The organism is Bacteroides sp. ET71, from assembly GCF_023336905.1.
Taxonomy (GTDB): domain Bacteria; phylum Bacteroidota; class Bacteroidia; order Bacteroidales; family Bacteroidaceae; genus Bacteroides.
Genome location: NZ_JAMBLS010000026.1, coordinates 1 through 25,810, shown reverse-complemented (window position 1 = coordinate 25,810; position 25,810 = coordinate 1). Strand labels below are relative to the sequence as shown.

Genomic DNA, 25,810 nt, shown 5'->3' with positions numbered 1-25,810 from the left:
ACTGTTTTTACTTATTTATATTACGTGATAGTTTTATCGTTTCTGCGTTGGAGCCGGCTGTCCCGAGAATCCGGCGGGGAATGATGACTGCGTCGGGCTTCACCGAGATGTCGTAAAGGCCATCTGCCCGCTTCGCCAGATGCAGGGGGACGATGCGTGTGCGGCGCGGGGAGACTTCGCGGTCGGAGGCATGGACGTGGTAGACGTAGTAGAGCCGTTCGTCTTTGCCGCGGAAGATGTCTCCGTGACCGCTGCCGTTCTCGCCCACGATGCGGCGGCTAATGATGGGATTTTCCGCGTGTTTGACCCACGGGCCGAGTGGCGAGGACGAAGTGGCATAGCCTACGGCATAGTCGACGTTCATGAAATGGTTGGCTGAGAAGAACAGGTAGTACACGCCGTCGAGCTTGACGACAGTCGGCCCTTCCATGATGGGTACGGAGGGATAGGACGGGGTGTTCTCCCAAGGCTCGGTGTTGTCCAGACAGCGGCGCAGAGTCTCGGGGCGGATGGTGCCTTGCTGCAAGTCGAACTCGGCCACCCAGATGTAATTGCCGTGGTCGAAGCGGACGTGGTAGAGGTAGCATTTCCCGTCGTCGTCACGGAAGAGGAAAGGGTCGATGTTCTTCGCCGAAGCGTCGATGGGGCGCAGCGTGTCTTGCCGAAAAGGCCCTGTCACACGGTCGCTCCAGGCTAGCGCGGTCTGTTCGTTGGCAGTGTAGGCCAGGCCCCAGACATTGTTATCCAACTGTATCCATTGGGGCGCCCAGAATCCGGCTGTGCCGTAGGAGGTGCCTTGGGTCAGGAGGAAGCGGGTGTCGTCCGTGGTTCCTGTTCGCCAGGGTCCTTCCAATTCGTCCGAAAGCAACACGGTGAAGCCGGCAGGTGTCTGCGAGGAGGTGCCTGTCAGGTAATAGGTGTCGCCCACCAGGACGATGGTGGGGTCGGCATACGGAATCTCCTGCCGGCCGGAGTCCTGGCCGTAAACAGCCGGATGTCCTGCCAGCAGGAGAAGGGTGCCGCACAGTGCGAGTGCTTGTTTCATTCCGCGGCCCGGTTATTTTTGTTCGTCCAACGAATGGATGAGGCGGAGATTGGCTTCGCGCACGCGGTCGACGTCCACCTTCACGACTTTGCGGTCGTAGGTCATGAAGCCGTTGACCTCTACTTCGACGTCGGTGGTCTGAGTATAGACGCCGGCGGAGAATCCGCGCTTCACGAGGTTGTAGAGTTTGTCAGCGTATTTGACGTACTCGTCGGTAACCTCCTTCGGACTGCTGAATTGCACATAGCCCCAGTTGCGGTCGGGTTCCCACACGTGCTCTTTCAGCACCAGTCCGATGCCGCCGAACTCTCCCAACACCGTGGCGCGCTGTGCGTCGTACAGGTAGAGGTCGGGCTGCGGATAGTTATGCAAGTCGAGTATGTCTCCGCACGGATAGTGGTTTCCTCCGCTGGCGGGGTTCACCAGTCGCGTGGGGTCGTATTGCTTCGTCCACTCGGCGATTTCGGGTGTCTTGAACTGTCCCCAGGCTTCGTTGAAAGGAATCCAGACGCCGATGCAGGGATAGGAGTAGCAGGCGTCGATGATTTCTTTCCACTCTTTGCGGTAGTAGGCTTCGGACTCGGGCGAGCGCTTCAACTCTGTGCCGTTGAAGTACTGGCGCGATTGCCATTCGGGATTGCGGTCGCCGCTGGGCATGTCTTGCCAGACGATGATGCCGAGCTGGTCGCAGTGTGTGTACCAGCGGGCGGGCTCTACCTTGATGTGTTTTCTTATCATGTTGAAGCCCAGTTTCTTGGTCATTTCCACGTCGTAGCGCAAAGCCTCGTCGGTCGGAGCCGTGTAGAGTCCGTCGGGCCACCAGCCTTGGTCCAAGGGGCCGTACTGGAAGATGGGGCGGTTGTTGAGGGCGAGGCGGACGATTCCGTCTTTATCGCGCAGGGTGGAGAACTTGCGCATGGCGGCGTAGCTGTCCACTTCGTCCAGGGTCTTGCGTCCTTCCGTCAGGCGCACTTTCAGGTCGTAGAGGAAGGGGCTTTCGGGGCTCCAGAGCTTCATGTCTTCGGGCATACGGATTTCCACAGGCTGCGCGTTGATGCTCTTTCCAGCGGCCACGAGCGACTGTCCGTCATACACTTCGACTTCGAGCAGGGTGCCCGAGGTGCATCCCCGGGTGTCGGCCTCGATGCTGAGCGTGCGGCGGTCGATGTCGGGCGTGATGCGCAGGTTGCCGATGTGTTGTTCGGCCACGGGCTCCAGCCACACGGTCTGCCAGATGCCGCTGACGGGGGTGTACCAGATGCCGCTGGGTTCGTTCACCTGCTTGCCTCGGGGTTGCGGGCCACGGTCGGTGGGGTCCCACACGCGCACGGTCAGCGTGTTATCGTTTCCTTTGGGCAAGAGGGCCGCCGTGATGTCGAACGAGAAGGGTGCGAAACCGCCTTCGTGGCGACCCACCTTCACCCCGTTGACCCACACGTCGGCACGCCAGTCAACAGCCCCGAAGTGCAGCAGGACATTGCGGCCGCGCCAGTCGGCAGGCACGCTGAAGGTGCGTTGGTAGACCAGCTCCGAATTTTCGCCCAGCCTGCGGCACACGCCGGACAACGAAGACTCGATGGCAAAGGGTACGAGGATTTCGCCCTCGAAGCTGTCGGGCAGCGCGGCATCTTTCGGAATGACGGCATACTGCCACAGTCCGTTCAGGTTCTTCCAGTCCGGACGCTCCATCTGAGGACGGGGATACTCGGGTAACACTTGAGCGGGATTCAGTTCTTCAGCCCACTTCGTTTTAATACGATCGCCCGCCGGAGACCATTGGGCAGAAGCGTTGCCTGCAAACAAGGCAAGCAACAGAGAAAAAGCAACAATTCGTTTCATGCGTTTTTATGTTTTTTGTGTTCGCAAACAAAGATAAGCCTTTTTTCTTTCAGAAGTTAGCACTATTCGGCCAATTAATGCAAGAAATTGTGCAAAAACTATCTGATTTTACCAATGAGCCACCCGGACAACGCACAAAACCCGGACAAGCACTTCCCTCGCCTCGCAGACACCCCCGCCAAGAGCCGTGGCTCTTCCGAACAAGAAGCGCGGCTCTTCCGAACAAAAGCCACCGTTCTTCCGGACAAGAAGGAAACACGGACCGACCCCCAAAGAAAACGACCGCACGGTGCCTGTCTTTATAGAAAGATACGCGCGCAACCGGAGGCCGCAAGCTGTCTGCTCCGTATCCGCGCGTCAAACCGTGTCGACAAATTGGAAGCAAAAAGTTCCTTTTCAATTCACGAACGCATCAAACGAAAAGCAATCCGCTACAAAAATCAACAAAACAAGCCACCATTCCCCCACTCCGCTTACTTTTTGCTTTTCCCAAACGCCTTTTGGCTGCGATTTTTCCGCCCAGCCGTCCCCTCGTACACAAATACAGGCAGGAAAACGCGACAAAGCCACACCCTTGCCGGATATTCCCCAACTTTTAGTACCTTTGCATCGGATACCTAAAAAGATTTAGAAACAGCATGGAATTCAATTACGACGTTATCGTGATAGGCGCCGGCCACGCCGGATGCGAAGCCGCCGCCGCCGCGGCCAACCTGGGCTCGCGCACCTGTCTCATCACGATGGATATGAATAAGATTGGTCAGATGAGTTGCAATCCGGCCATCGGCGGCATAGCCAAGGGGCAAATCGTTCGCGAAATAGACGCTTTGGGCGGATGGACAGGAAGAGTGACCGACCAGACAGCCATCCAGTTCCGCCTGCTGAACCGCTCGAAAGGCCCTGCCATGTGGAGCCCCCGCGCTCAGTGCGACCGCAACAAGTTCATCTGGGCATGGCGCGAGGTGCTGGAGAACACGCCCAACCTCCACATCTGGCAAGACACCGTGCGGCAACTCTTGGTAGCCGACGGCGAAGTTCGGGGCGTCCTCACCGTCTGGGGCTGCACCTTCCACGCCAAGTGCGTCATCATCACCGCCGGCACCTTCCTGAACGGACTGATGCACATCGGACGAGTCATGCTTCCCGGGGGACGTATGGCCGAACCTGCTTCGTACGAACTGACAGAATCCATCGAGCAATACGGCATCACACACGGACGGATGAAAACCGGGACACCGGTGCGCATTGACGGACGAAGCGTACACTTCGAAGACATGGAGGAACAAGTGGGCGAGAATGACTTCCACCGCTTCTCCTTCCTCAGCACCGGCACCCGCCCCCTGAAGCAATTGCCCTGCTGGAGTTGCTTTACCAACGAAGCCTCGCACGAGGTACTGCGCCGCGGCCTGCCGGATTCGCCCCTTTTCAACGGTCAAATCCAGAGCATCGGCCCACGCTATTGCCCCAGCATCGAAACGAAAATCGTCACCTTCCCCGACAAACCCCAACACCAACTCTTCCTCGAACCCGAAGGCGAAAGCACGCAAGAATACTACCTGAACGGTTTCTCATCGTCCCTGCCCATGAGCATACAAATCGAAGCCCTCAAGCAGATTCCAGCCTTCCGCGACCTGGTCGTCTATCGCCCCGGCTACGCCATCGAGTACGATTACTTTGACCCGACGCAACTGCTTCACACGTTGGAGTCAAAGAAAATCAAGAACCTGTTCTTCGCCGGACAGGTCAACGGCACCACCGGCTACGAAGAAGCAGCCGGACAAGGCATCATCGCAGGCATCAACGCACACCAGAACTGCCACGGCGGCGAGCCCTTCACACTGGGCCGCGACGAGGCATACATCGGCGTCCTGATAGACGACCTCGTCACCAAAGGCGTAGACGAGCCCTACCGCATGTTCACCTCGCGCGCCGAATATCGGATACTCTTGCGCATGGATGACGCAGACATGCGACTCACCGAACGCGCCTGGGAACTGGGCCTTGCCAGCAACGAGCGCCACTCGCTACTGACCTCGAAACGCGAAGCCATCACACGAATCATCGACTTCGCCCGCAACTACTCCATCAAGCCCGCACTTATCAATCCGGTATTAGAGCAACTGGGCACCACCCCCCTGCGCCAAGGCTGCAAACTCGTCGAACTCATCAACCGCCCGCAAATCACGCTGACCGGCATCGCCGAGCACATCCCCGCCTTCCGCCGCGAACTGGACCAGATAACCGACCGAAAAGAAGAAATCATCGAAGCAGCCGAAATCCAACTCAAATACGAAGGATACATCGAACGCGAACGGATGATAGCCGATAAGCTGCTTCGCTTGGAAGCCATCAAAATCAAAGGCCGCTTCGACTACAACAGCATACGCTCCCTCTCCACCGAGGCACGGCAGAAGCTCTCAAAAATAGATCCGGAAACCATCGCACAGGCAAGCCGCATCCCCGGAGTTTCTCCCAGCGACATAAACGTCCTACTCTTGCTGGCCGGCCGGTGAGGAAGCAGTTCCACGTGAAACAAAAGATTGAATAAACCTCATAAAGCATTTGATTATGAACAAAGAAGAATTAGTAAAGACCATTCGAACGATACCCGACTACCCTAAGCCTGGTATCCTGTTCTATGATGTAACTACGCTGCTCAAAAATCCGAAAGCGTTGCACGACGTAAGCGAACGCTTATACGAGCTATACCGAGACAAAGGCATCACTAAAGTGGTAGGGATAGAGTCGCGCGGATTCATCCTGGGAGGCATCCTGGCGGAACGGCTGGGTGCCGGATTCGTTATGGTGCGGAAGCCAGGCAAGCTGCCAGCCGAGACCATCGAGGTGAATTACGAAAAGGAATATGGGACAGACACCATACAAATACACAAGGACGCCATCGATGAGACGGACGTGGTGCTGATGCACGACGACCTGCTGGCAACGGGCGGAACCATGAAGGCGGCCTGCCAGATGGTAGAGTCGATGCATCCGAAGAAAGTGTATGTCAACTTCCTCATCGAGCTGAAGGCGCTGAATGGGCGAAAGGTATTTGGCGACGACGTGACGCTGGACACGTTGCTGGCCTTATAAGAAAGGAGCACCACTTACGAGAAAGGAGGAACGGATTGCCCCAAGAGGCAATCCGTTCTCATCATAAGCCTATATACTCTTAACTTGCCGCTTGCTATGGACGAACTAAAGACCAATGATTACTTAAGGGGCATTGTGCTCAACCTGCCTGACAGCCCTGGCATTTACCAATACTTGAACGACGAGGGAAGCATCATATATGTAGGAAAGGCGAAGAACTTGAAAAGGCGCGTCTCGTCATACTTCAACCGCGAGCACGAGTCGGGAAAGACGCGCATACTGGTGAGCAAAATTGCCGACATACGCTACATCGTGGTGAAGACCGAGGAAGACGCACTGCTGCTGGAGAATAACCTTATCAAGAAGTATAAGCCACGGTACAACGTGTTACTGAAAGACGACAAAACGTACCCGTCCATCTGTGTGCAGAACGAATGGTTTCCGCGCGTCTTCCGCACAAGAAAGATTGTCAGAAACGGTTCGAGCTACTACGGTCCGTACAGCCACGTACCAACGATGTATGCGTTACTGGACCTCATCAAGCATCTGTTTCCGCTGCGCACGTGTCACCACCAACTGACGCCCGAGAACATACGGGCGGGGAAGTTCCAGGTTTGCCTGGAATATCACATCAAGAACTGCGCCGGCCCTTGTGTCGGGAAGCAGTCGCACGAGGATTACATGAAGAACATCGCCCAAATCAAAGAAATCTTGAAAGGGAACACACGCGAAGTGGAGCAGATGCTGTACCAGCAGATGCAGAATCTGGCCGCCGAGCTGAAGTTTGAAGAAGCGCAGAAGGTCAAGGAGAAATACCTACTGATTGAGAGTTATCGCGCCAAGTCGGAAGTAGTGAGCCACGTGCTGCATAACATCGATGTCTTCTCCATCGAGGAAGACAGCGACGGAAAGTCCGCTTTCATCAATTACCTGCACATCACGAACGGGGCGGTGAACCAGGCATTCACGTTCGAGTATAAAAAGAGGCTGAACGAGACGAAAGAGGAGCTGCTTGCGCTGGGCATTGTAGAGATGCGCGACCGTTACAAGAGCCATTCGAGGGAAATCATCGTGCCGTTTTTGCCGGACATTGAGCTGAAAGACGTCGTTTTCACCGTGCCGCAACGGGGCGACAAAAGGACGCTGCTGGAGCTGTCGGTGCTGAACGTGAAACAGTACAAGGCAGACCGGTTGAAGCAGGCCGAGAAGCTGAACCCCGAACAGCGCACGACCCGTCTTTTGAAAGAAATACAAGAGGCGCTGCACTTGGAGCGCATGCCCATCCGCATCGAATGTTTCGACAACTCGAACACGCAAGGCAGCGACCCCGTGGCGGGATGCGTGGTGTTCGTCAAAGGGAAGCCGTCGAAGAAGGACTACCGGAAATACAACATCAAGACGGTGGAAGGACCCGACGACTATGCCTCGATGCAGGAAGTCGTACGACGCAAATACACGCGCGCTGTGGAAGAAGGAACTCCCCTGCCCGACCTGCTTATCACCGACGGCGGGAAAGGGCAAATGAGCGTCGTTAAAGAGGTGCTGGACGAGCTTGGGCTGGACATCCCCGTGGCAGGCTTGGCCAAGGACGGACGGCACCGCACGTCGGAGCTGCTGTTCGGAGACCCGCCGCAGGTGGTCGGCATGAAGCAGACCTCTCCCCTGTTCCAGTTGCTGACACGGATACAAGACGAGGTGCACCGCTATGCCATCACGTTCCACCGCGAGAAGCGCAGCAAGCGCCAGATTGCTTCGGAACTGGACGCCATCAAAGGCATCGGACCGAAGGCCAAAGCGGCACTGCTGAAGGAGCTGAAAAGCGTGAAACGCATCCGCGAAGCAGACCCGGAAACCCTGGCCGCCGTGGTGGGGGCAAGCAAGGCACGCATCCTGCACGACTATTTCCACGACCCTCAGCCGGACGGGGAAGAAGGAGAAGGCAACTAACAGTCTGCCAGGTACTTGTCTCTTACGCACAACAGCCGTGCTTCCTGCGGACAAGAAGCGTGCCCGTTGCGGACAAGAGCCGCTCCCGCTGCGGACGCCGAAGAAAACCCCACCCGACGCCCGCAAAAAGCGGAAACAACGAAAAAGATTCGTATCTTTGCACATAGAAAACAGACCCAAGAAGAACAGAAACATGAGAGTAGTGATACAACGCACCGCCCACGCCTCCGTCGTCATCGACGGACGGGAAAAGTCGGCCATCGGCCCCGGGATGCTCATACTGGTAGGCATCGAAGAGGCCGACGGGCAGGAAGACATCGACTGGCTGTGCCGCAAGATAACCAACCTGCGCATCTTCGACGACGAGCAGGGAGTCATGAACCGCTCCATCCTGGAGAGCGGAGGCGACATCCTCGTCGTCAGCCAATTCACCCTGCACGCCTCGACCAAGAAAGGCAACCGCCCGTCGTACATACGCGCCGCCCGCCCCGAAACGGCCATCCCGCTGTACGAGCAGTTCTGCCGCTCGCTGTCAGACGCCCTGGGCAAGCCCGTCGCCACCGGACAGTTCGGAGCAGACATGAAAGTCACCCTGCTGAACGACGGCCCCGTCACCATCTGCATGGACACGAAAAACAAAGAGTAATGACACTGGAAGAAGCCCAAAAACAAGTAGACGACTGGATACGCACCTACGGCGTGCGCTACTTCAGCGAACTGACCAACCTGGCCGTGCTGACCGAAGAAGTGGGAGAACTGGCCCGCGTCGTCGCCCGGCGCTACGGCGACCAATCCTTCAAACCAGGCGAGAAAGACAACCTCAGCGAAGAACTGGCCGACGTGCTCTGGGTGCTCATCTGCCTGGCCAACCAGACAGGCACAGACCTGACCGAAGCCTTCGCCCGCACCCTCGAAAAGAAAACCAACCGGGACCGAACCCGGCACCTGAATAACCCCAAACTAAGAGAACAAGATGGAAAAGAATGAACCCACCCAAAGCAAGTACGACGACGCCCTCAGCCGGTACGACATCCTGCTGGACGACGCCGAAGTGGCCGCCCGGACAGCGGAAATCATCGAGAAGAACAGAGACCGCTACGACACGCCGGAAGTGAAACGCTTCCTCTTCAACTGCATCGACCTCACCACACTGCGTTGCGAAGACAACGACGAAAGCGTCATGCGCTTCACGCAAAACGTCAACCGCTTGGACGAGGAACACCCCGAGCTGAAGAACGTGGCCGCCATCTGTGTCTACCCCAACTTCGCCGAAATCGTGCGGGACACGCTCGAAGTCGAAGACGTACAGATAGCCTGCGTGGCCGGCGGATTCCCCTCCTCGCAGACCTTTACGGAAGTAAAGATTGCCGAAACAGCCATGGCGCTTAGCGAGGGAGCTACGGAGATTGACATCGTTATCTCGGTAGGCAAGTTCCTCGCCGGAGACTACGAAGCCATGTGCGACGAAATCGAGGAAATCAAAGACGCATGCAAGACACACCGCCTGAAAGTCATCCTCGAAACGGGCGCCCTGCGCACCGCCGCCAATATCAAGAAAGCCTCCATCCTGGCCATGTATGCCGGCGCCGACTTCATCAAGACCAGCACCGGCAAGCAGCAGCCCGCCGCCACGCCCGAAGCCGCCTACGTCATGTGCCACGCCATCAAGGAATACTACGAGCAGACAGGCCGGCGCGTAGGCTTCAAGCCCGCCGGCGGACTGAACACGGTGGCCGACGCCCTCACCTACTACACCATCGTCCGCGAAGTCTTGGGCGAAGAATGGCTGAACAACTTCTACTTCCGCCTCGGCACCAGCCGCCTGGCCAACCTTCTGCTCAGCGACATCCTGGGCCAAGAGACGAAGTGGTTCTAAGCCCTACGGCCGACAAAAAAATACCCGGTAACCGTCCATCACGACCGCTACCGGGTATATCATATATAAGAAAAGAACAGCCTTCCGTGGCAATTATTTATCCCTCTCCACCACGTAATCAATGTACGCTGTAAGCGCTTCCTTCACCTCGCCGGCAGGCACGCCTTCCAGCAAGTCCAACGCCTTCGCGCGGAGAACGTCCATCGTCCGCCAGGCATATTCGATGCCGCCATGCTCCTTGGTAAAGGCTATCAGCTCGCCTATCTCCTCCGCCGTCGCCTGTCCCGCCTTCACGCGCCGGGCCAGCAGCGTGGCACGCTCGTCGTGCGTGCTGTTCAGCGCATACAGCACCGGCAGCGTCAGCTTGCCTTCCAGCATGTCGTTGCCCGTCGGCTTCCCAATCTGCTTGCTCTCGTAATAATCAAAAATATCGTCCTTCACCTGGAAACACAGGCCGATGTATTCGCCAAAACGACGCAAAACCTCCGTCTTGGCCTCATCCGCCCCGACCGACAACGCTCCGGCCTTCGTACACGAAGCAAACAGCGCAGCCGTCTTCTTGCGGATGACATCGAAATAAACCTCTTCCGAAAAGCTTTGGTTGCTGACGTTCGACAGTTGCAGCAACTCGCCGTCTGCCAAGTCCTGCCCCAGCCCCGAAATAAGGTCGATGATAGCCAGGTTCTTCGTCTGGCTGGCCTGAATTAACGACGTAGCCAGTAAGAAATCGCCGGTCAGAACAGCCACCTTATTGTTGAACAAAGCGTTCACAGACAGTTGCCCGCGCCGTTCCGTACTGTCGTCCACCACATCGTCGTGCACCAGGCTGGCCGTGTGCAACAGTTCCAACGAGACGGCCGCATACAACGTAGCCGGGCGCACCCCGCCCAGCAGCTTGGCCGCGAGCAACACCAGCATCGGACGCATCATCTTCCCGTTCTTTTGCCGGATGTGCTCGATGACTTCCTGTAACAAAAGGTTGGAACTGGACAAGGAACTGCCGAACAGCTTCCTAAATTCCTCCATTTCCCTACTTATAGGCGCACTTATTAAAGAAGAACGATTCATATGATTAATTTGAGCACAAAAGTAATAATAAAACAAGTAATACCGTATTTTCTTCGTACTTTTACCACGAAAAAAAGACTAAAAACAATGGAATCTACCGAAAAACTCTTTTTATTGGATGCCTACGCGCTCATCTACCGTGCGTATTATGCGCTCATCAAGAACCCGCGCGTCAACTCCAAAGGCTTCAACACATCGGCCATCCTGGGCTTTGTCAACACCCTCGAGGAAGTGCTGAAGAAAGAGAAGCCCACCCATATCGGCATCGCCTTCGACCCCGCCGGCCCCACCTTCCGCCACGAAGCCTACGAACAATACAAGGCACAACGGGAAGAAACACCGGAAGACATCCGCCTCTCCGTGCCCATCATTAAAGACATCATCCGCGCCTACCGCATCCCCATCTTGGAGGTGCCGGGATTCGAGGCCGACGACGTCATCGGCACCTTGGCCACCGAAGCCGGACGCCGTGGCATTACGACCTACATGATGACCCCGGACAAAGACTACGGCCAGCTCGTGGGCGGCAGCGTCTACATGTACCGGCCCAAACACACCGGCGGATTCGAAAAAATGGGCATCCCCGAAGTGAAAGCCAAGTTTGCCATAGACGACACCCGCCAGGTCATTGACATGCTGGGCCTGATGGGCGACGCGTCCGACAACATCCCGGGCTGTCCCGGCGTCGGCGAAAAGACAGCGCAAAAGCTCATTGCCCAGTTCGGCAGCATCGAAAACCTGCTGGAGCACACCGACGAACTGAAAGGAGCCTTGAAGACCAAGGTAGAGAGCAACCGCGAACAGATAACGTTCTCCAAGTTCTTGGCTACCATCAAGACCGACGTCCCCATCGCGCTGGACATGGACATGCTGGCGCTCAAAGAACCGGATGCCGAAGCACTGCGCAAGATTTTCGACGAACTGGAGTTCCGCTCGCTGGCCGAGCGCGTCTTGCGCAAACCCGCCGCAACCTCCCCCACCCCGGCAGACTCCTTCGCCGGCCCGCTTTTTGCCCAAGCCCCCGAAGGACACAAAAATCCCGTCCCCACGCAAGGCGATTTGTTTGCGAAATTAGCGGCCGACGGGACAGGCGACGCGGAAAATCCAAATCTCGACACGTTAGAATCCATAGTTACGGAATACCAACTCATTGAGTCCGAAGAAGATGTCGCTCGTCTGGTTCAAAAGTTATTGACATCCGAAATTCTTGCAATAGACACAGAGACAACGAGCACCGAGCCAATGGAAGCCGAGCTGGTCGGCGCCAGCTTCAGCGATGCCGAAAACCGCGCCTGGTACGTGGCCATTCCGAACGAGAGGGAGAAAGCACAACGAATAGTAGACTTGCTTCGCCCGCTGTACGAAAATCCCCGGTGCCTGAAGGTGGGACAGAACATCAAGTACGACATGGTGGTGCTCCAGAACTACGGCGTTCGGGTCTGCGGGCCGCTGTTCGACACAATGCTCGCCCACTACGTGCTGCAACCGGAATTGAAGCACAACATGGATTACTTGGCAGAAGTCTACCTGCACTACCGGACCATCCACATCGACCAACTGATTGGCGCCCGGGGCAAAGGGCAGAAATCCATGCGCGACCTGCCGCCCGCCGACGTCTACCGCTACGCCTGCGAAGATGCCGATGTGACACTGAAGCTGAAGCACATCTTAGAAAAGGAACTGGAGAAGAACAATGCCACCAAACTGTTCTACGAAATAGAGATGCCTCTGGTGCCCGTGCTGGTAAACCTCGAAAGCAACGGGGTGCGCATAGACACCGAAGCCTTGAGCCAGACCTCGCGGCACTTCACCGCGCGTCTGGCCGAAATAGAGCAAGACATCTACCGGATGGCCGGAGGAAGGCACTTCAACATTGCTTCGCCCAAACAGGTGGGAGAGGTGTTGTTCGATGAACTGAAGATAGCCGAGAAACCCAAGAAAACGAAGACCGGACAGTATGTCACGTCGGAAGAGGTACTGGAAAGCCTGCGGGGAAAACACGAAGTAGTCGGGAAAATACTGGAGCACCGCGGCCTCAAGAAACTGCTGGGCACTTATGTGGACGCGCTGCCGCTGCTCATCAACCCGCGGACGGGGCGCATACACACGTCGTTCAACCAAGCGGTGACGGCTACGGGCCGCCTCAGTTCGAGCAACCCGAACCTGCAAAACATACCGGTGCGCGACGACGACGGGAAGGAAATCCGTAAGGCTTTTGTGCCGGATGACGGCTGCCGCTTCTTCTCGGCGGACTATTCGCAGATCGAGCTGCGCATCATGGCGCACTTGAGCGGCGACGAAAACATGATAGAGGCCTTCCGCAGCGGGCACGACATCCACGCGGCCACGGCAGCCAAGATATATAAAATAAGTATAGACGAAGTGAGTGCGGAGATGCGCCGCAAGGCGAAAACGGCCAACTTCGGCATCATCTACGGCATATCGACCTTCGGGCTGGCCGAACGGATGGGCGTCTCCAGGCAGGAGGCGAAGGAACTTATCGACGGATATTTCGCCACGTACCCGAAGGTGAAGGCTTACATGGAGCGGAGCATCGAGGTGGCCCGCGCGCAGGGGTATGTGGAGACCATCTTCCACCGCAAGCGCTACTTGCCGGACATCAACTCACGAAACGCCACCGTGCGCGGCTATGCAGAACGCAATGCCATCAACGCGCCGATACAGGGCAGTGCGGCAGACATCATCAAGGTGGCCATGGCGCGCATCTACCAACGCTTCACAGCTTACAATCTGAAAGCGAAGATGATTTTGCAGGTGCACGACGAACTGAATTTCAGTGTTCCGGAGGCGGAAAAGGACATCGTACAGAAAATCGTAATCGAAGAAATGGAGAACGCTTACCCCATGCTGGTGCCTCTGAAGGCCGATTTCGGGTGGGGGACGAACTGGCTGGAAGCCCATTAAACAAACTTTAACTTACAATCAGAAAGCAAGGCATGCCGCACAAACACTGTGCAAGCTGTTCGCCGTCTTATCCGCCGGAACGCCCGGCGGATATTTTTTTGCCCCTTGGAGTTGGCAGAAGGATAGGAAAAGGACGGCAACCCTGTTTGACATATTGACACATTTTAAACCAGAAACAGTTGGCTATTCCGAATAAGAGACGTACTTTTGCAGCGCAATCTGGAACGATTGATAGACAAAAAGAAAGTTTAACGCCTAAAAACAACAACAACTATGAAAGCAAAGAACCTGCTAAAAAGCTTGTGTGCATCGGCACTGTTTCTGTTGAGCACCGTGACGCTCTCCGCGGAGAACGATTCAAACCTGTTTTACAATTCGGAAGTAGCAAACGGTCTGAAGGTAGCTGAAACCATCTACAAAGCTGACGGCAGCGGACTGGCCAACTACATGAAGTACAACTACACGTATGACGAACAGAACCGCCTGACTATGAGTGAAGCCATGAAATGGGACGCACAGAGCGACCAATGGCAGAAAGACATGTGCATGCGTTATGCCTACGAAGGCAACCACATCACCACCACTTACTATCAGTGGAACGAAGGCAAGGGACAATACATTCTTGTGCCGGAAATGACGGTGACGATGGAAAGCACTGCTACCGCCCAATGAGCGAAGATACTCCTAACAATAACCAAAAACCCTTTTGATAACAGACGAAAGCCGGGGTGCGTGATGCATCCCGGCTTTTTTTCTGCCTCCGAAACAGCGGATTTTTCCCGACAAAAGCGTATTTTTGCCCTGTCAAACTCTAAACAATTTTTTGTCCCGATGAACTACGTTATCGCCTCCTACCTCAATCTGCTGTGCTACCTGCTGCTTGGCGCTTCGCACTATCTGGGCTACACGTCGCTGATGCACGTAGCCCTGCTGGCCGCCCTGGTCTCGTTCTACTTCACCGTGAAGATGCTGCGCTTCTACCGCCGCCACAAGTCCGAAGCCCCGCAAGGCATGCCCTTCCGCATCGGCTTCTCTTTCTTCTGCATCGCCTTCTTCGTGGTCTACTACGCCATGAAGGTGACAGCCACCGCACCGGCCTGACAACAACCGCCCCGTACCGGACCTGCGGAGAGCGTGCGTCAGCCCCTTGCCCCACGTCCGGAAGAAGCGCGGCCCTTGTCCGGAGGAAGCGTGCCCCGTGTCCGGAAGAAGCAACAGCCTTTTCCGGGGACATTCCGACGCCTCCGGAACGGGCACGGGCAGCAAAACGGCAGATTGCTTGGCGTATGTCCGATAAATGAGTAACTTTGCGCGGATAAACCAGCATACATATAGAATAATAAAATACATACGCTATGGCATTAAAAGCAGGTATCGTGGGTCTCCCCAACGTGGGGAAATCTACTCTTTTCAACTGCCTGTCCAGCGCAAAGGCGCAGGCAGCGAACTTTCCTTTTTGTACTATCGACGCCCAGATGGGGCAAGTGTCCGTACCCGACGAACGACTGACCCGGTTGGCTGAACTCGTCCACCCGGGACGTATCGTGCCCGCCGTGTGCGACATCGTGGACATCGCCGGACTGGTCAAAGGCGCCAGCAAAGGCGAAGGACTGGGCAACCAGTTCCTGGGCAACATCCGCGAGTGTGACGCCATCATCCACGTGCTGCGCTGCTTCGACAACGGCAACATCGTCCACGTGGACGGCTCGGTGAACCCCGTGCGCGACAAGGAAATCATCGACACCGAACTCCAGCTCAAAGACCTGGAAACGGTGGAGAACCGCATCAAGCGCGTCGAAAAACAGGCCAAGGTGGGCGGCGACAAGCAGGCCAAGACGGAGTACGGCCTCCTGCTCCGCTACAAGGAAGCCCTGGAGCAAGGCCGCAGCGCCCGCACCGTCACCCCGGAGAATGAAGACGAGGAGACATGTGCCCGACAGATGTTCCTCCTCACCACCAAACCCGTGCTCTACGTCTGCAACGTCGACGACACTGCCGCCGCCACAGGCAACGCCTACGTCGAACAAGTGCGCGAAGCCATCAAGGACGAAGACGCCCAACTGATGATTATCTCCGCCCAGACCGAGGCAGACATCGCCGAGCTGGAGACCTACGAGGAGAAGCAAATGTTCCTCGAAGACCTGGGCCTCGAGGAGAGCGGCTGCAACCGCCTCATCAAAGCCATCTACCGTCTGCTGAACCTGGAGACGTTCATCACCGCCGGCGAGATGGAAGTAAAGGCCTGGACATACCACAAAGGTTGGAAAGCACCGCAGTGCGCCGGCGTCATTCACACCGACTTCGAAAAGGGCTTCATCCGCGCCGAGGTTATCAAGTATGACGACTACATCAAATACGGCTCTGAAGCGGCCGTGCGCGAGGCCGGCAAACTGGCCGTCGAAGGCAAAGACTACGTGGTGCAGGACGGCGACATCATGCACTTCCGGTTCAATGTCTAAGGAAAGACAGAGTCCATAAACCTCTGTTGATACCCTCCGGCGAAGCTGTAAGATGCCTTTGCAACTTCGCCGGAGAAAACAATCTTCCATCCATTCACCACTTAATTGGACACCATTCAGATGGACAATGAAAATGAGATCATACTCTACCAGCCCGATAAAAGCGTCAAACTGGAAGTTCGCCTAAAAGGAGAAACCGTCTGGCTGACACAAGCACAAATCGCCGAGTTGTTCGGCACGGGCAGGCAAGCCATAAGCAAGCACTTGAAGAACATCTTCAACAGCGAGGAACTGAAGGAAGATGCAGTGTGTTCCATTTTGGAACTAACTGCGGCAGATGGCAAGATGTACAAGACAAAGACCTACAATCTGGATGCCATACTCTCTGTCGGTTACCGCGTCAACAGCAAGAACGCCACTCTGTTCCGCCAGTGGGCGAACAAGGTGCTGAAAGACTACCTGCTCCGGGGCTACGCCATCAACCAACGCCTCGAACGGCTGGAGAAGACCGTGGCCGACCATTCCGAGAAAATCGAGTTCTTCGTCCGCACGTCCCTGCCGCCCTCGGAGGGGATCTTCTTCGATGGCCAAATATTCGACGCCTACGCCTTTGCCGCAGACCTGATAAAGTCGGCGCGGAAGAGCGTCGTCCTGATAGATAACTACGTGAACGAAAGCACCCTGCTCATGCTCAGCAAACGCGGAGAAGGAGTCACGGCCACTGTCTATACGGCCAAGGTCGACAAACGCTTGCAGCTCGACCTGAAAAGGCACAACGAAGAGTATCCTCCCATTGAGCTGGCCGAATACAAGCAAGCGCACGACCGCTTCCTGCTCATCGACACGGACGTCTATCACATAGGCGCCTCGCTGAAAGACCTGGGGAAAAAGTGGTTCGCCTTCGCCCGGCTGCACCTCGATGTGAAAGAACTGCTTGACCGTATTCAAACATCACCCGTATGAAACAGCTTCTCTTCCTCCTCTCACTTCTGCTGGCCGCTACCGCCAGTCGAGCACAAAGCCGGGACTCGGTGACCATCAGCGGGCAGGTGACCGACTACGAAGGGCGGCCGCAGGACAGCACCACCCTCGTCTGGCAATACAAGGACTTCCGCGTTGCCGCACAAGCCCATACAGACTCAGACGGACGCTACACCGCCCGCATCCCCAAAGGGAAATACCAAAGCATGGCAGCCGTCGACTTCGGACGCTACCTGCACACGGCACCCACCCACGTGGCAGATGCCGACCAAAGGCTCGAGTTTTGGGCATGGGACTTCATCGCCGACCGCGACACAACCCTCGACATACACTACCATCGTATGGAAGCCTACGGCATACGCGCTTTCCGCATCCCCGGCAGCGTGCCTGCGTACCAGGTTTTCGTACAACCGCAAGGACTGACACGCATACGGAAGGCCCTGAAAGAGCATCCCGACCTGCTGACAGCCGGAAAAGACCTCCGGAACATACAGCAGGAACCGCTGAGCGATAAGGCTACGTATGTGCCCTTCGGCCCATCTATTGACCAGTTGAAAGCCACGGTATGGATAGACGGAGAGCAGGTCGGCGTGCTGCACAAACAGTCCGTCCAATTATATCTCTTCGCCGGATACTACACCAATGCCTATCTGCTCACGGTAGACCGCCCCAAGCGTGCAACCACCCTGCCCTACCACGTCTTCAAGGTGGAGCTGGAGGACTTGGATAACGGCGACCGGGGCGAAGGACTATATTATATGGAAAAGGAGGAGTATGTGAAGTAAAAGTGACAGAATAAAATTGTTAACAATCCGCTAATCTGAGATACCCTATGCTACCAACCCTTATCATTCAACAACGGATACACATCATAAGAAATCAACAAGTGATGCTTGATGCTGACTTAGCCGAACTATATCAGATAGAAACACGCGTTCTCAACCAAGCCGTAAAACGCAATATCAAACGGTTTCCTTCGGACTTTATGTTTCAACTAAGCAAAGATGAATGGACTAACTTGAGATCACAATTTGTGACTTCAAGTTGGGGAGGAACCCGCAAACTTCCTTTCGCTTTCACCGAACAAGGTGTGGCTATGCTCTCTTCCATACTCAACAGCGATACAGCCATCGAAGTAAACATAGCCATCATGCGCACTTTCGTAGCCGTACGCCAAATGGTATCGAACACAACCTTCACCACTTCGCCCGCCGAACGCATCGAGAAGCTGGAACACGACGTGCAGGAACTGAAGGAATACATGGAGGAAGTCTTCACCGACCAGAACGACATCAACGAGGACACCCGCACGCAACTGGAACTTATCAACCAGGCGCTGGCCGAACTGCAAGCAGCCAAACGACGTGCCGACGAACCACGCAACCCCATCGGATTCATTAAACCCAAACAATAACTACTAAAAAGAGCACTATGAACTACTTAATCGCAGGAACTGGAGGCGTAGGCGGCTCGATTGCCGCCTTCCTGGCACTGGCCGGGAAAGACGTGGCGTGCATCGCCCGCGGGGAACACCTCGCCGCCATCCGCACGCACGGTTTGCGCCTGCACAGCGACCTGAAGGGCGAACACACCCTCCACATCCCCGCCTGCACGGCCGAAGAATACACGGGCAAAGCCGACGTCATCTTCGTCTGTGTGAAGGGCTACTCCGTCGACTCCATTACAGACCTTATCCGCCGGGCCGCAAAGCCCGACACGGTGGTGATACCCATCCTCAACGTCTACGGCACAGGGCCGCGCATCCAGAGCCTGGTGCCCGGTGTGACAGTACTCGACGGCTGCATCTACATCGTGGGCTTCGTCAGCGGCAAGGGAGAAATCACGCAGATGGGACGGATATTCCGTCTGGTCTACGGCGCACACCGGGGCACTCAAGTGTCCCGCGAAAGGTTGGAAGCCGTGAAACACGACCTCGAAGAGAGCGGTATCAAAGCCGACTTGTCTGACGACATCGACCGCGACACGTTTGTGAAGTGGTCGTTCATCTCCGCGATGGCAGTGACAGGCGCGTACTACGACGTGCCGATGGGCGAGGTGCAAAAGCCCGGCCAGGTCAGGGACACGTTCATCGGCCTGTCCCGCGAAAGCGCCGAGCTGGGCCGGAAGTTGGGCATCGACATCCCGGACAACCTGGTGGAATACAACCTGATGGTGATGGACAAACTGGACCCGCACAGCACCGCTTCCATGCAGAAAGACCTGGCTCGCGGACACGAAAGCGAGGTGCAAGGCCTGCTGTTCGACCTGATAGATGCAGCCGAAGCGCACGGCGTAGACATCCCGACATACCGCCTCGTGGCACAGAAATTTACTCATCATTCTTAATCCCTCATTACAATGGACTTACTACTTTACATTCATTGGAATCCCGACCCGACATTTTTCCATCTGTTCGGGTTCCCCATCCTCTATTACAGCCTGCTTTGGGTAGTGGGCATCGCCTGCTCGTACCTGATAGCGAAACGCGAATACCGCGACTTGAAGATTGGCGACGACAAGTTCGACCCGCTTTTCATCTATTGCTTCGTGGGCATCCTGGTCGGTTGCCGCCTGGGGCACTGCCTGTTCTACCAGCCGGAGTATTACCTGAGCGGCGTGAAACCGTTCTTCGAAATGATTCTCCCCATTAAGTTCCTGCCGGACGGCGGTTGGGAATGGATAGGCTACAAAGGCTTGGCCAGCCACGGGGGCACGCTGGGACTGGCCATCGCGCTTTGGTTCTACTGCCGCAAGACACGGATGCACTTCATGGACGTGTTGGACATCATCGCCGTGGCCACCCCCATCTGCGCCTGCTGCATCCGCCTGGCCAACCTGATGAACTCGGAAATCATAGGCAATCCCACCTCGGTGCCCTGGGCTTTCGTGTTCGAACGCGTGGACACACTGCCCCGCCACCCGGGACAACTGTACGAAGCCATCGCCTACTTCATCTTCTTTCTGGGCATGATGTATCTCTACCGCCGCGGCATCCGGCTAAGGAGAACTGAAATCATCGGCATGGACAAAAAGTCGGTGGCTGCTCTGCCCGCTGCCTGGCCACACCGACGCGGTTTTTATTTCGGACTATGCCTGACGGAGATTTTCACCTTCCGCTTCTTCATCGAATTCCTGAAAGCCGACCAAGTGGCATTCGAACAAAGCATGACTCTGAACATGGGCCAATGGCTCAGCATCCCGTTCATACTGGTCGGAGTGTACTGCATGTTCTTCTACGAAAAGAAAAAATAAGAGACAGACACCGAAGTCTGACAAATCCTGACAAGCTCCGTTTCTCCGTCCGCCAAGCTGCACGGAGGGACGGAGCTTTCGTTTTTTGTACGATTCCCTGCCAAAATTGTATTAAAACAGTCCTTATGGCAAAAACTAACACAAAAATGGCAGAGAATCGTACAAATATTTTGGCGCTATGCACTTATCTTCGCAAACGGAAAAACAAAAAAGAAACGCACAAAGACATCCTCATGAAAAACTTTTTAATGACACTATCTGCGACTGCATGCGTCGCCATCAGTCTAACCACAGCCTGCCAATCGGAACCGGCTGTCCAGAACCCGGAATTATCCCGGGCCGCACAAACACTTGATTCGCTATATACACATTACTCCGTGGAAGGCTCATGCCTGCTGCGCGAAAATTACCCCTCAGGATTCGGCGACTACACCGCCACCTACCTGGCCACACAACCGACAGGAGGTCCCAATCCGTTCTCGTATCTGTGGCCCTACTCCGGAAGCTTCTCTGCCGTAAACGCTCTGCTGGAAGCCACCGGCGACAGCCGCTACAAAGACTTGCTGGAGCAACGCGTCCTGCCGGGACTGGAAGAATACCGCGATACGCGCCGACAGCCCGAAGCCTACGCCTCGTACATCCACACCGCCCCACAGTCCGACCGTTTCTACGATGACAACATCTGGCTGGGCATCGACTTCACCGATCTTTATACGCAATGCCCGGACGAGAAGAAGTATTTGCAAAAGGCGCAAACCATCTGGAAGTTCATCGAAAGCGGCATGGACGAGCAACTGGGCGGAGGCATCTACTGGTGCGAGCAAAAGAAAGAATCCAAAAACACATGCTCCAACGCGCCAGCCTCAGTCTTTGCCCTGAAACTGTTCCGCGCCACACAAGACAGCAGCTACCTGGCACAAGGGAAAGCATTGTATGAATGGACGCAAACCCACCTGCAAGACACAACGGACTACCTGTATTTCGACAACATGGCCCTGGACGGGAAAATAGGTTACGCCAAATTCGCTTACAACAGCGGACAGATGATGCAGGCAGCCGCCCTGCTTCACCAGATTACCGGCCAGCCCAAGTACCTGACCGATGCCCAAAACCTGGCAAAAGCCTGCTACAACTACTTCTTCTGCGAATACACCCCGGAAGGCGGACAACCCTTCCGTCTGCTGAAGAAAGGCGACGTATGGTTCACAGCCGTTATGCTGCGCGGCTTCATTGAACTCTGGAAAACCGACCACAACCCGGAATACCTCGCCGCCTTCCACCAAAGCCTGGACTATGCCTGGAACCATGCACGCGACGAACAAGGCCTGTTCAACACCGACTTCAGCGGCAAAACCCAAGACAGCCGCAAGTGGTTGCTCACACAGGCAGCGATGGTCGAGATGTACGCGCGCCTGGCCGGGATTACGCAAGAAAGCGCCCTCTAACATAACTAAAGATACACAAAATGAAAAAATCCTTCAGTCTGTTCGGCCTGGCTCTGCTCTGTCTGCCGAACGGCATAAAAGCCACCGAACTGGTCTTGAAACAAGACAACACCGCAGTCGTAAACCACGCGCAACAGACAGCGGCCTATAAAACAAACCGTCCGGCAGTGAAAGACCGCCTGTACGTCTCGCCCGCCGTCGAAGCAGAAATCAAACGGGTCAAGCAGATGCTCACCAACCCCAAACTGGCCTGGATGTTCGAAAACTGCTTCCCCAACACGCTGGACACCACCGTACACTACCGCGAACGCAACGGGAAACCCGACACCTTCGTCTACACCGGCGACATCCATGCCATGTGGCTGCGCGATTCGGGTGCACAAGTCTGGCCCTACGTCCAACTGGCCAACCAAGACCCTGAGCTGAAAAAGATGCTCGAAGGCGTCATCCGCCGTCAGTTCCTCTGCATCAACATCGACCCCTACGCCAACGGATACAACGACGGCCCCACAGGTGGCGAATGGATGACAGACGGCACCGACATGAAGCCCGAGCTGCACGAACGCAAATGGGAGATTGACTCGCTATGCTACCCCCTGCGCCTGGCCTACCAATACTGGAAAGTGACAGGTGACGCCAGCGTCTTCGATGCCGACTGGATACAAGCCATCACCAACATCCTGAAGACCTTCAAAGAGCAGCAACGCAAAGACGGCAACGGCCCTTACCGCTTCACGCGCAAAACCGAACGAGCCCTCGACACGCTGAACAACGACGGACTTGGCGCCCCGGTCAATCCCGTAGGCCTCATCGTTTCCTCTTTCCGTCCCTCAGACGATGCCACCACCTTCCAGTTCCTCGTGCCGTCCAACTTCTTCGCCGTCACCTCGCTGCGTAAGGCTGCCGAAATTCTGACTGAAGTAAACAACAACAAGAAGCTTGCCCAGGAATGTACCGCCCTGGCCGACGAAGTAGAAGCCGCCCTCAAGAAATACGCCGTCTACCAACACCCGGAATTCGGCCCCATCTACGCGTTCGAAGTCGACGGTTTCGGCAACCACATGCTGATGGATGACGCCAACGTTCCCAGTCTCCTGGCCATGCCCTACCTGGGTGACGTAGACATCAACGACCCCATCTATCAGAACACCCGCCGCTTCGTATGGAGCGAGAGCAACCCTTATTTCTTCAAAGGAACAGCCGGCGAAGGCATAGGCGGTCCCCACATAGGCTACGATATGATTTGGCCCATGAGCATCATGATGAAAGCCTTCACCAGCCAGGATGACGAAGAGATAAAATGGTGTATCCGCACCCTGATGAACACCGATGCAGGCACCGGATTCATGCACGAATCCTTCCACAAGGACAATCCCGCCAAGTTCACCCGCGCTTGGTTCGCCTGGCAGAACACTCTCTTCGGAGAACTTATACTGAAACTTGTAAACGAAGGGAAAGTAGACTTATTAAACAATCTGTAAAACACTTCATCAAAGACCATGAAAAAGAATTCATCGCATTATATCTGCCTCGTCCTCCTCTGCCTGTGCTTCGCATGGGCAGAAGGGCAGGCCCAAAACATAGAATGGGCCGGACTGCAACGCTACGCCCAGGCCAACAAGGAACTGCCCCAACCCGGCAAGAAAGAGAAACGCGTCGTATTTATGGGCAACTCCATCACAGAATGGTGGGTAAGCCAACGCCCCTCCTTCTTTACGGAAAACAACTACATCGGCCGCGGCATAGGTGGACAGACTTCCTACCAATTCCTGCTCCGTTTCCGCGAAGATGTCATCAACCTTTCGCCCGCCTTAGTGGTCATTAATGCCGGCACCAACGACGTAGCCGAAAATGCAGGTCCTTACAACGAAGACTACACCTTCGGCAATATCTTGTCGATGGTCGAACTGGCGCAAGCCCACCAGATCAAAGTCATACTCACCTCCACCCTGCCTGCCGCTGCCTTCGGCTGGAATCCCCGCATCAAGGACGCCGCCGCCAAGATAGCCTCGCTCAATGCACGGGTCAGGGAATATGCAGAAGAGCATCACATCCCCTATGTAGACTATTATCAAGCGATGGTCTATGGGGAAAACAAGGCACTCAACCCCGCTTACTCCAACGATGGAGTTCACCCGACGGAAGAAGGATACAAAGTAATGGAGGCACTGATAAAGCCTGCCATCGAACGAGTTCTAGAACCGTAGCAAAGAGTCATTGTACAACTTATATGTTTCCGTTTCATTGAAACGGAGCAAAATCCTTTTATAAGGAAAGACGCCAAAAGTTACGAAATCATAATAAAGAATTAACCAAAAGTTTATTACTAATTTATCTCAAACTTCAAAATTACTCTAATGAGCATGAAAAATGAACATCGTTTCAGGAAAGCATGGTGGTTGAAATATCCGCTATTATGCTTATTGGCTTATCCAATGCCAAGTATGGCCGATGAAAACGTATCGGCAGGGCAAAAACTGACAAACATTGTCGGTAACACTACAAATACAAACTTTGACGTTCAGCAAAACAAAAGAACAAGAACCTTGGTAGGTACCATCGTAGATGATGCCGACGGAACGCCCATCATCGGTGCGAGCATCAAGATTAAAGATACCACAAGCGGAGTAGTCAGTGACGTGAACGGCCACTTCTCATTGTCCATTCCCGCAGGAGAAAGCATGACGATAGAAATCAGCTACATCGGCTACAAAACCCAAAGTTTCTACGTGACTGACCAAGGTGAACTGAACGTACGCATGGTCAGCGACAACGAAATGCTGAGTGAAGTCGTTGTTGTCGGTGCTGGTACGCAGAAAAAGATCTCTGTTACAGGTGCCATCACTTCGGTAGAAGGCTCTGTATTACGTGCTCCCAGTTCTTCTCTGACCAACAGCATTGCCGGTAAACTGGCCGGTGTGATGTCCTTCGCCAACAGCGGTGAACCCGGTTCAACCTCTTCCTTCTACATCCGCGGTATCAGCACCTTCGGCGGTGTGGCTACGCCTCTCATCCTGTTGGACGGAGTGGAAATCTCGGCAGCCGACCTTGACCGCATCCCCGCTGAGACGATTGCCAGTTTTTCTGTCTTGAAGGATGCCTCGGCCACAGCCATCTACGGTGCGCGCGGTGCCAACGGCGTCATGCTGGTTACCACGAAAGACGGTGAAATCAACCAGCGTGCCAAGGTGAATGTGACGGTAGAAGCTTCACTGACCCAACCGGTCAACATGGTAGAGTTCGTAGACGGCGGCCGCTGGATGGAGATCTACAACGAAGCCTCTATGGCACGCGGTGGTTCTGCCCGTTATACGCAGGAAGACATTGACCTGACGCGCAGCGGTCAATACCCTTATCGCTATCCGAATGTAGATTGGTACGACGTAATGTTCAAGAATCATACTTGGAACGAACGCGCCAACGTAAACGTATCGGGCGGTGGTTCTAAAATCACGTACTACATGAGCATCCAGGCCAACCACGATACCGGTATGCTGAATGCGCCCAAAACGTACTCTTACGACACCAACATCAACCGTTGGAACTACATCTTCCAAAATAACCTGAAGTACAACCTGACTCCTTCTACGAAGGTCGGCCTGCGCATGAACGCCCAAATCGGTAAGCTGAAAGGCCCTAACTATTCTACCAGCGACCTTTGGGGCTATGCACGCGATGTAGCACCCGTTTTGTTCCCCGCTACCTATCCGGCACAACCGGGAGACACGCACATCCGCTTCGGTAACGATATTATCTCCGGTAACGAAAGATATACGAATCCTTACGCGGAAATGCTCAAGGAATACAAAGAAGAGAACTACAACACGTTGAACACGGTGCTGGATATCGAACAAAAACTGGACTTCATTACCGAAGGTCT

23 protein-coding genes are annotated in these 25,810 nt (G+C 55.2%); 20 read left to right on the top strand and 3 right to left on the bottom strand.

Annotated features, from left to right (window positions below; all coding sequences use genetic code 11):
* Positions 1–7 precede the first annotated feature (7 nt).
* Positions 8–1,045 (bottom strand): glycoside hydrolase family 43 protein, encoded by a 1,038-nt coding sequence (locus tag M3090_RS12160; RefSeq protein ID WP_249056620.1) that lies wholly within the window; start codon positions 1,043–1,045, stop codon positions 8–10.
* 12 nt (positions 1,046–1,057) lie between these two features.
* Entirely contained in the window at positions 1,058–2,884 is a 1,827-nt protein-coding gene (locus M3090_RS12155) for a glycoside hydrolase family 2 protein (protein WP_249056618.1), read from the bottom strand.
* A gap of 114 nt (positions 2,885–2,998) precedes the next feature.
* Between M3090_RS12155 and M3090_RS12150 the strand changes: the two genes are divergently transcribed.
* The 7 genes from M3090_RS12150 to deoC all read left to right on the top strand — a co-directional run bounded on the left by M3090_RS12150 (position 2,999) and on the right by deoC (position 9,800).
* The gene (locus tag M3090_RS12150) at positions 2,999–3,505 is read left to right on the top strand and encodes a hypothetical protein (RefSeq protein ID WP_249056615.1); all 507 of its coding nucleotides are present in this window, start codon (positions 2,999–3,001) and stop codon (positions 3,503–3,505) included.
* A 17-nt stretch (positions 3,506–3,522) separates the two neighbouring features.
* Positions 3,523–5,397, top strand: coding sequence for a tRNA uridine-5-carboxymethylaminomethyl(34) synthesis enzyme MnmG (mnmG, locus tag M3090_RS12145; RefSeq protein ID WP_249056614.1), 1,875 nt, complete (start codon positions 3,523–3,525; stop codon positions 5,395–5,397).
* 55 nt (positions 5,398–5,452) lie between these two features.
* The gene (locus M3090_RS12140) at positions 5,453–5,977 is read left to right on the top strand and encodes an adenine phosphoribosyltransferase (protein ID WP_249056613.1); all 525 of its coding nucleotides are present in this window, start codon (positions 5,453–5,455) and stop codon (positions 5,975–5,977) included.
* Between the two features lie 96 nt (positions 5,978–6,073).
* A complete protein-coding gene (gene uvrC / locus M3090_RS12135) occupies positions 6,074–7,924 on the top strand; it encodes an excinuclease ABC subunit UvrC (RefSeq protein ID WP_249056612.1) in 1,851 nt (616 codons plus the stop codon).
* 193 nt (positions 7,925–8,117) lie between these two features.
* Positions 8,118–8,570, top strand: coding sequence for a D-aminoacyl-tRNA deacylase (dtd, locus tag M3090_RS12130; RefSeq protein WP_249056611.1), 453 nt, complete (start codon positions 8,118–8,120; stop codon positions 8,568–8,570).
* A complete protein-coding gene (locus M3090_RS12125) occupies positions 8,570–8,911 on the top strand; it encodes a nucleotide pyrophosphohydrolase (RefSeq protein WP_249056610.1) in 342 nt (113 codons plus the stop codon). The genes dtd and M3090_RS12125 overlap by 1 nt, the downstream gene beginning before the upstream one ends.
* On the top strand, positions 8,898–9,800 hold the full coding sequence (deoC, locus tag M3090_RS12120; protein ID WP_249056608.1) for a deoxyribose-phosphate aldolase: 903 nt from the start codon (positions 8,898–8,900) through the stop codon (positions 9,798–9,800). Before M3090_RS12125 ends, deoC begins: the two co-directional genes overlap by 14 nt.
* A gap of 93 nt (positions 9,801–9,893) precedes the next feature.
* Here the strand turns inward: deoC and M3090_RS12115 are convergent, their stop codons facing one another.
* Complete coding sequence (locus M3090_RS12115) at positions 9,894–10,868, bottom strand: polyprenyl synthetase family protein (RefSeq protein ID WP_249056605.1); 975 nt, start codon at positions 10,866–10,868, stop codon at positions 9,894–9,896.
* 87 nt (positions 10,869–10,955) lie between these two features.
* On the opposite strand from M3090_RS12115, the gene polA reads away from it, so the two are divergent.
* The 13 genes from polA to M3090_RS12050 form a co-directional block, all read left to right on the top strand.
* Positions 10,956–13,793 (top strand): DNA polymerase I, encoded by a 2,838-nt coding sequence (gene polA / locus M3090_RS12110; RefSeq protein WP_249056604.1) that lies wholly within the window; start codon positions 10,956–10,958, stop codon positions 13,791–13,793.
* A 273-nt stretch (positions 13,794–14,066) separates the two neighbouring features.
* On the top strand, positions 14,067–14,465 hold the full coding sequence (locus tag M3090_RS12105; protein ID WP_249056602.1) for a DUF3836 domain-containing protein: 399 nt from the start codon (positions 14,067–14,069) through the stop codon (positions 14,463–14,465).
* A gap of 159 nt (positions 14,466–14,624) precedes the next feature.
* Positions 14,625–14,894, top strand: a complete 270-nt coding sequence (locus M3090_RS12100; protein ID WP_249056600.1) for a hypothetical protein — start codon at positions 14,625–14,627, stop codon at positions 14,892–14,894.
* 254 nt (positions 14,895–15,148) lie between these two features.
* Complete coding sequence (gene ychF, locus M3090_RS12095; RefSeq protein WP_249056597.1) at positions 15,149–16,252, top strand: redox-regulated ATPase YchF; 1,104 nt, start codon at positions 15,149–15,151, stop codon at positions 16,250–16,252.
* 120 nt (positions 16,253–16,372) lie between these two features.
* Complete coding sequence (gene rhuM / locus M3090_RS12090; RefSeq protein ID WP_249056595.1) at positions 16,373–17,215, top strand: RhuM family protein; 843 nt, start codon at positions 16,373–16,375, stop codon at positions 17,213–17,215.
* On the top strand, positions 17,212–18,018 hold the full coding sequence (locus M3090_RS12085; protein WP_249056593.1) for a carboxypeptidase-like regulatory domain-containing protein: 807 nt from the start codon (positions 17,212–17,214) through the stop codon (positions 18,016–18,018). The genes rhuM and M3090_RS12085 overlap by 4 nt, the downstream gene beginning before the upstream one ends.
* Before the next feature lie 47 nt (positions 18,019–18,065).
* On the top strand, positions 18,066–18,647 hold the full coding sequence (locus tag M3090_RS12080; RefSeq protein ID WP_249056591.1) for an ORF6N domain-containing protein: 582 nt from the start codon (positions 18,066–18,068) through the stop codon (positions 18,645–18,647).
* A gap of 17 nt (positions 18,648–18,664) precedes the next feature.
* A complete protein-coding gene (locus tag M3090_RS12075) occupies positions 18,665–19,579 on the top strand; it encodes a ketopantoate reductase family protein (RefSeq protein ID WP_249056589.1) in 915 nt (304 codons plus the stop codon).
* Positions 19,580–19,591: 12 nt separating this feature from the next.
* On the top strand, positions 19,592–20,485 hold the full coding sequence (locus M3090_RS12070) for a prolipoprotein diacylglyceryl transferase (RefSeq protein WP_249056586.1): 894 nt from the start codon (positions 19,592–19,594) through the stop codon (positions 20,483–20,485).
* A gap of 233 nt (positions 20,486–20,718) precedes the next feature.
* Positions 20,719–21,930, top strand: coding sequence for a glycoside hydrolase family 76 protein (locus M3090_RS12065; RefSeq protein WP_249056585.1), 1,212 nt, complete (start codon positions 20,719–20,721; stop codon positions 21,928–21,930).
* A gap of 20 nt (positions 21,931–21,950) precedes the next feature.
* Positions 21,951–23,411: a glycoside hydrolase family 125 protein gene (locus M3090_RS12060; RefSeq protein WP_249056583.1), complete on the top strand. Its 1,461-nt coding sequence runs from the start codon at positions 21,951–21,953 to the stop codon at positions 23,409–23,411.
* A gap of 18 nt (positions 23,412–23,429) precedes the next feature.
* Entirely contained in the window at positions 23,430–24,137 is a 708-nt protein-coding gene (locus M3090_RS12055; RefSeq protein ID WP_249056580.1) for an SGNH/GDSL hydrolase family protein, read from the top strand.
* A 339-nt stretch (positions 24,138–24,476) separates the two neighbouring features.
* Positions 24,477–25,810: SusC/RagA family TonB-linked outer membrane protein (locus M3090_RS12050; protein ID WP_249056577.1), on the top strand; the 1,334-nt coding region annotated here is incomplete at its 3' end.

Bases quoted from the DNA above. Each gene is read 5' to 3' on its own strand.
- deoC (WP_249056608.1), top strand. From the start codon at position 8,898: ATGGAAAAGAATGAACCCACCCAAAGCAAGTACGACGACGCCCTCAGC.
- M3090_RS12160 (WP_249056620.1), bottom strand. From the start codon at position 1,045: ATGAAACAAGCACTCGCACTGTGCGGCACCCTTCTCCTGCTGGCAGGA.
- uvrC (WP_249056612.1), top strand. From the start codon at position 6,074: ATGGACGAACTAAAGACCAATGATTACTTAAGGGGCATTGTGCTCAAC.
- M3090_RS12150 (WP_249056615.1), top strand. From the start codon at position 2,999: ATGAGCCACCCGGACAACGCACAAAACCCGGACAAGCACTTCCCTCGC.
- M3090_RS12065 (WP_249056585.1), top strand. From the start codon at position 20,719: ATGAAAAACTTTTTAATGACACTATCTGCGACTGCATGCGTCGCCATC.
- rhuM (WP_249056595.1), top strand. From the start codon at position 16,373: ATGGACAATGAAAATGAGATCATACTCTACCAGCCCGATAAAAGCGTC.
- polA (WP_249056604.1), top strand. From the start codon at position 10,956: ATGGAATCTACCGAAAAACTCTTTTTATTGGATGCCTACGCGCTCATC.
- M3090_RS12115 (WP_249056605.1), bottom strand. From the start codon at position 10,868: ATGAATCGTTCTTCTTTAATAAGTGCGCCTATAAGTAGGGAAATGGAG.
- M3090_RS12080 (WP_249056591.1), top strand. From the start codon at position 18,066: ATGCTACCAACCCTTATCATTCAACAACGGATACACATCATAAGAAAT.
- M3090_RS12055 (WP_249056580.1), top strand. From the start codon at position 23,430: ATGAAAAAGAATTCATCGCATTATATCTGCCTCGTCCTCCTCTGCCTG.
- M3090_RS12075 (WP_249056589.1), top strand. From the start codon at position 18,665: ATGAACTACTTAATCGCAGGAACTGGAGGCGTAGGCGGCTCGATTGCC.
- M3090_RS12125 (WP_249056610.1), top strand. From the start codon at position 8,570: ATGACACTGGAAGAAGCCCAAAAACAAGTAGACGACTGGATACGCACC.
- M3090_RS12105 (WP_249056602.1), top strand. From the start codon at position 14,067: ATGAAAGCAAAGAACCTGCTAAAAAGCTTGTGTGCATCGGCACTGTTT.
- M3090_RS12060 (WP_249056583.1), top strand. From the start codon at position 21,951: ATGAAAAAATCCTTCAGTCTGTTCGGCCTGGCTCTGCTCTGTCTGCCG.
- M3090_RS12100 (WP_249056600.1), top strand. From the start codon at position 14,625: ATGAACTACGTTATCGCCTCCTACCTCAATCTGCTGTGCTACCTGCTG.
- M3090_RS12155 (WP_249056618.1), bottom strand. From the start codon at position 2,884: ATGAAACGAATTGTTGCTTTTTCTCTGTTGCTTGCCTTGTTTGCAGGC.
- dtd (WP_249056611.1), top strand. From the start codon at position 8,118: ATGAGAGTAGTGATACAACGCACCGCCCACGCCTCCGTCGTCATCGAC.
- M3090_RS12070 (WP_249056586.1), top strand. From the start codon at position 19,592: ATGGACTTACTACTTTACATTCATTGGAATCCCGACCCGACATTTTTC.
- M3090_RS12140 (WP_249056613.1), top strand. From the start codon at position 5,453: ATGAACAAAGAAGAATTAGTAAAGACCATTCGAACGATACCCGACTAC.
- mnmG (WP_249056614.1), top strand. From the start codon at position 3,523: ATGGAATTCAATTACGACGTTATCGTGATAGGCGCCGGCCACGCCGGA.
- ychF (WP_249056597.1), top strand. From the start codon at position 15,149: ATGGCATTAAAAGCAGGTATCGTGGGTCTCCCCAACGTGGGGAAATCT.
- M3090_RS12085 (WP_249056593.1), top strand. From the start codon at position 17,212: ATGAAACAGCTTCTCTTCCTCCTCTCACTTCTGCTGGCCGCTACCGCC.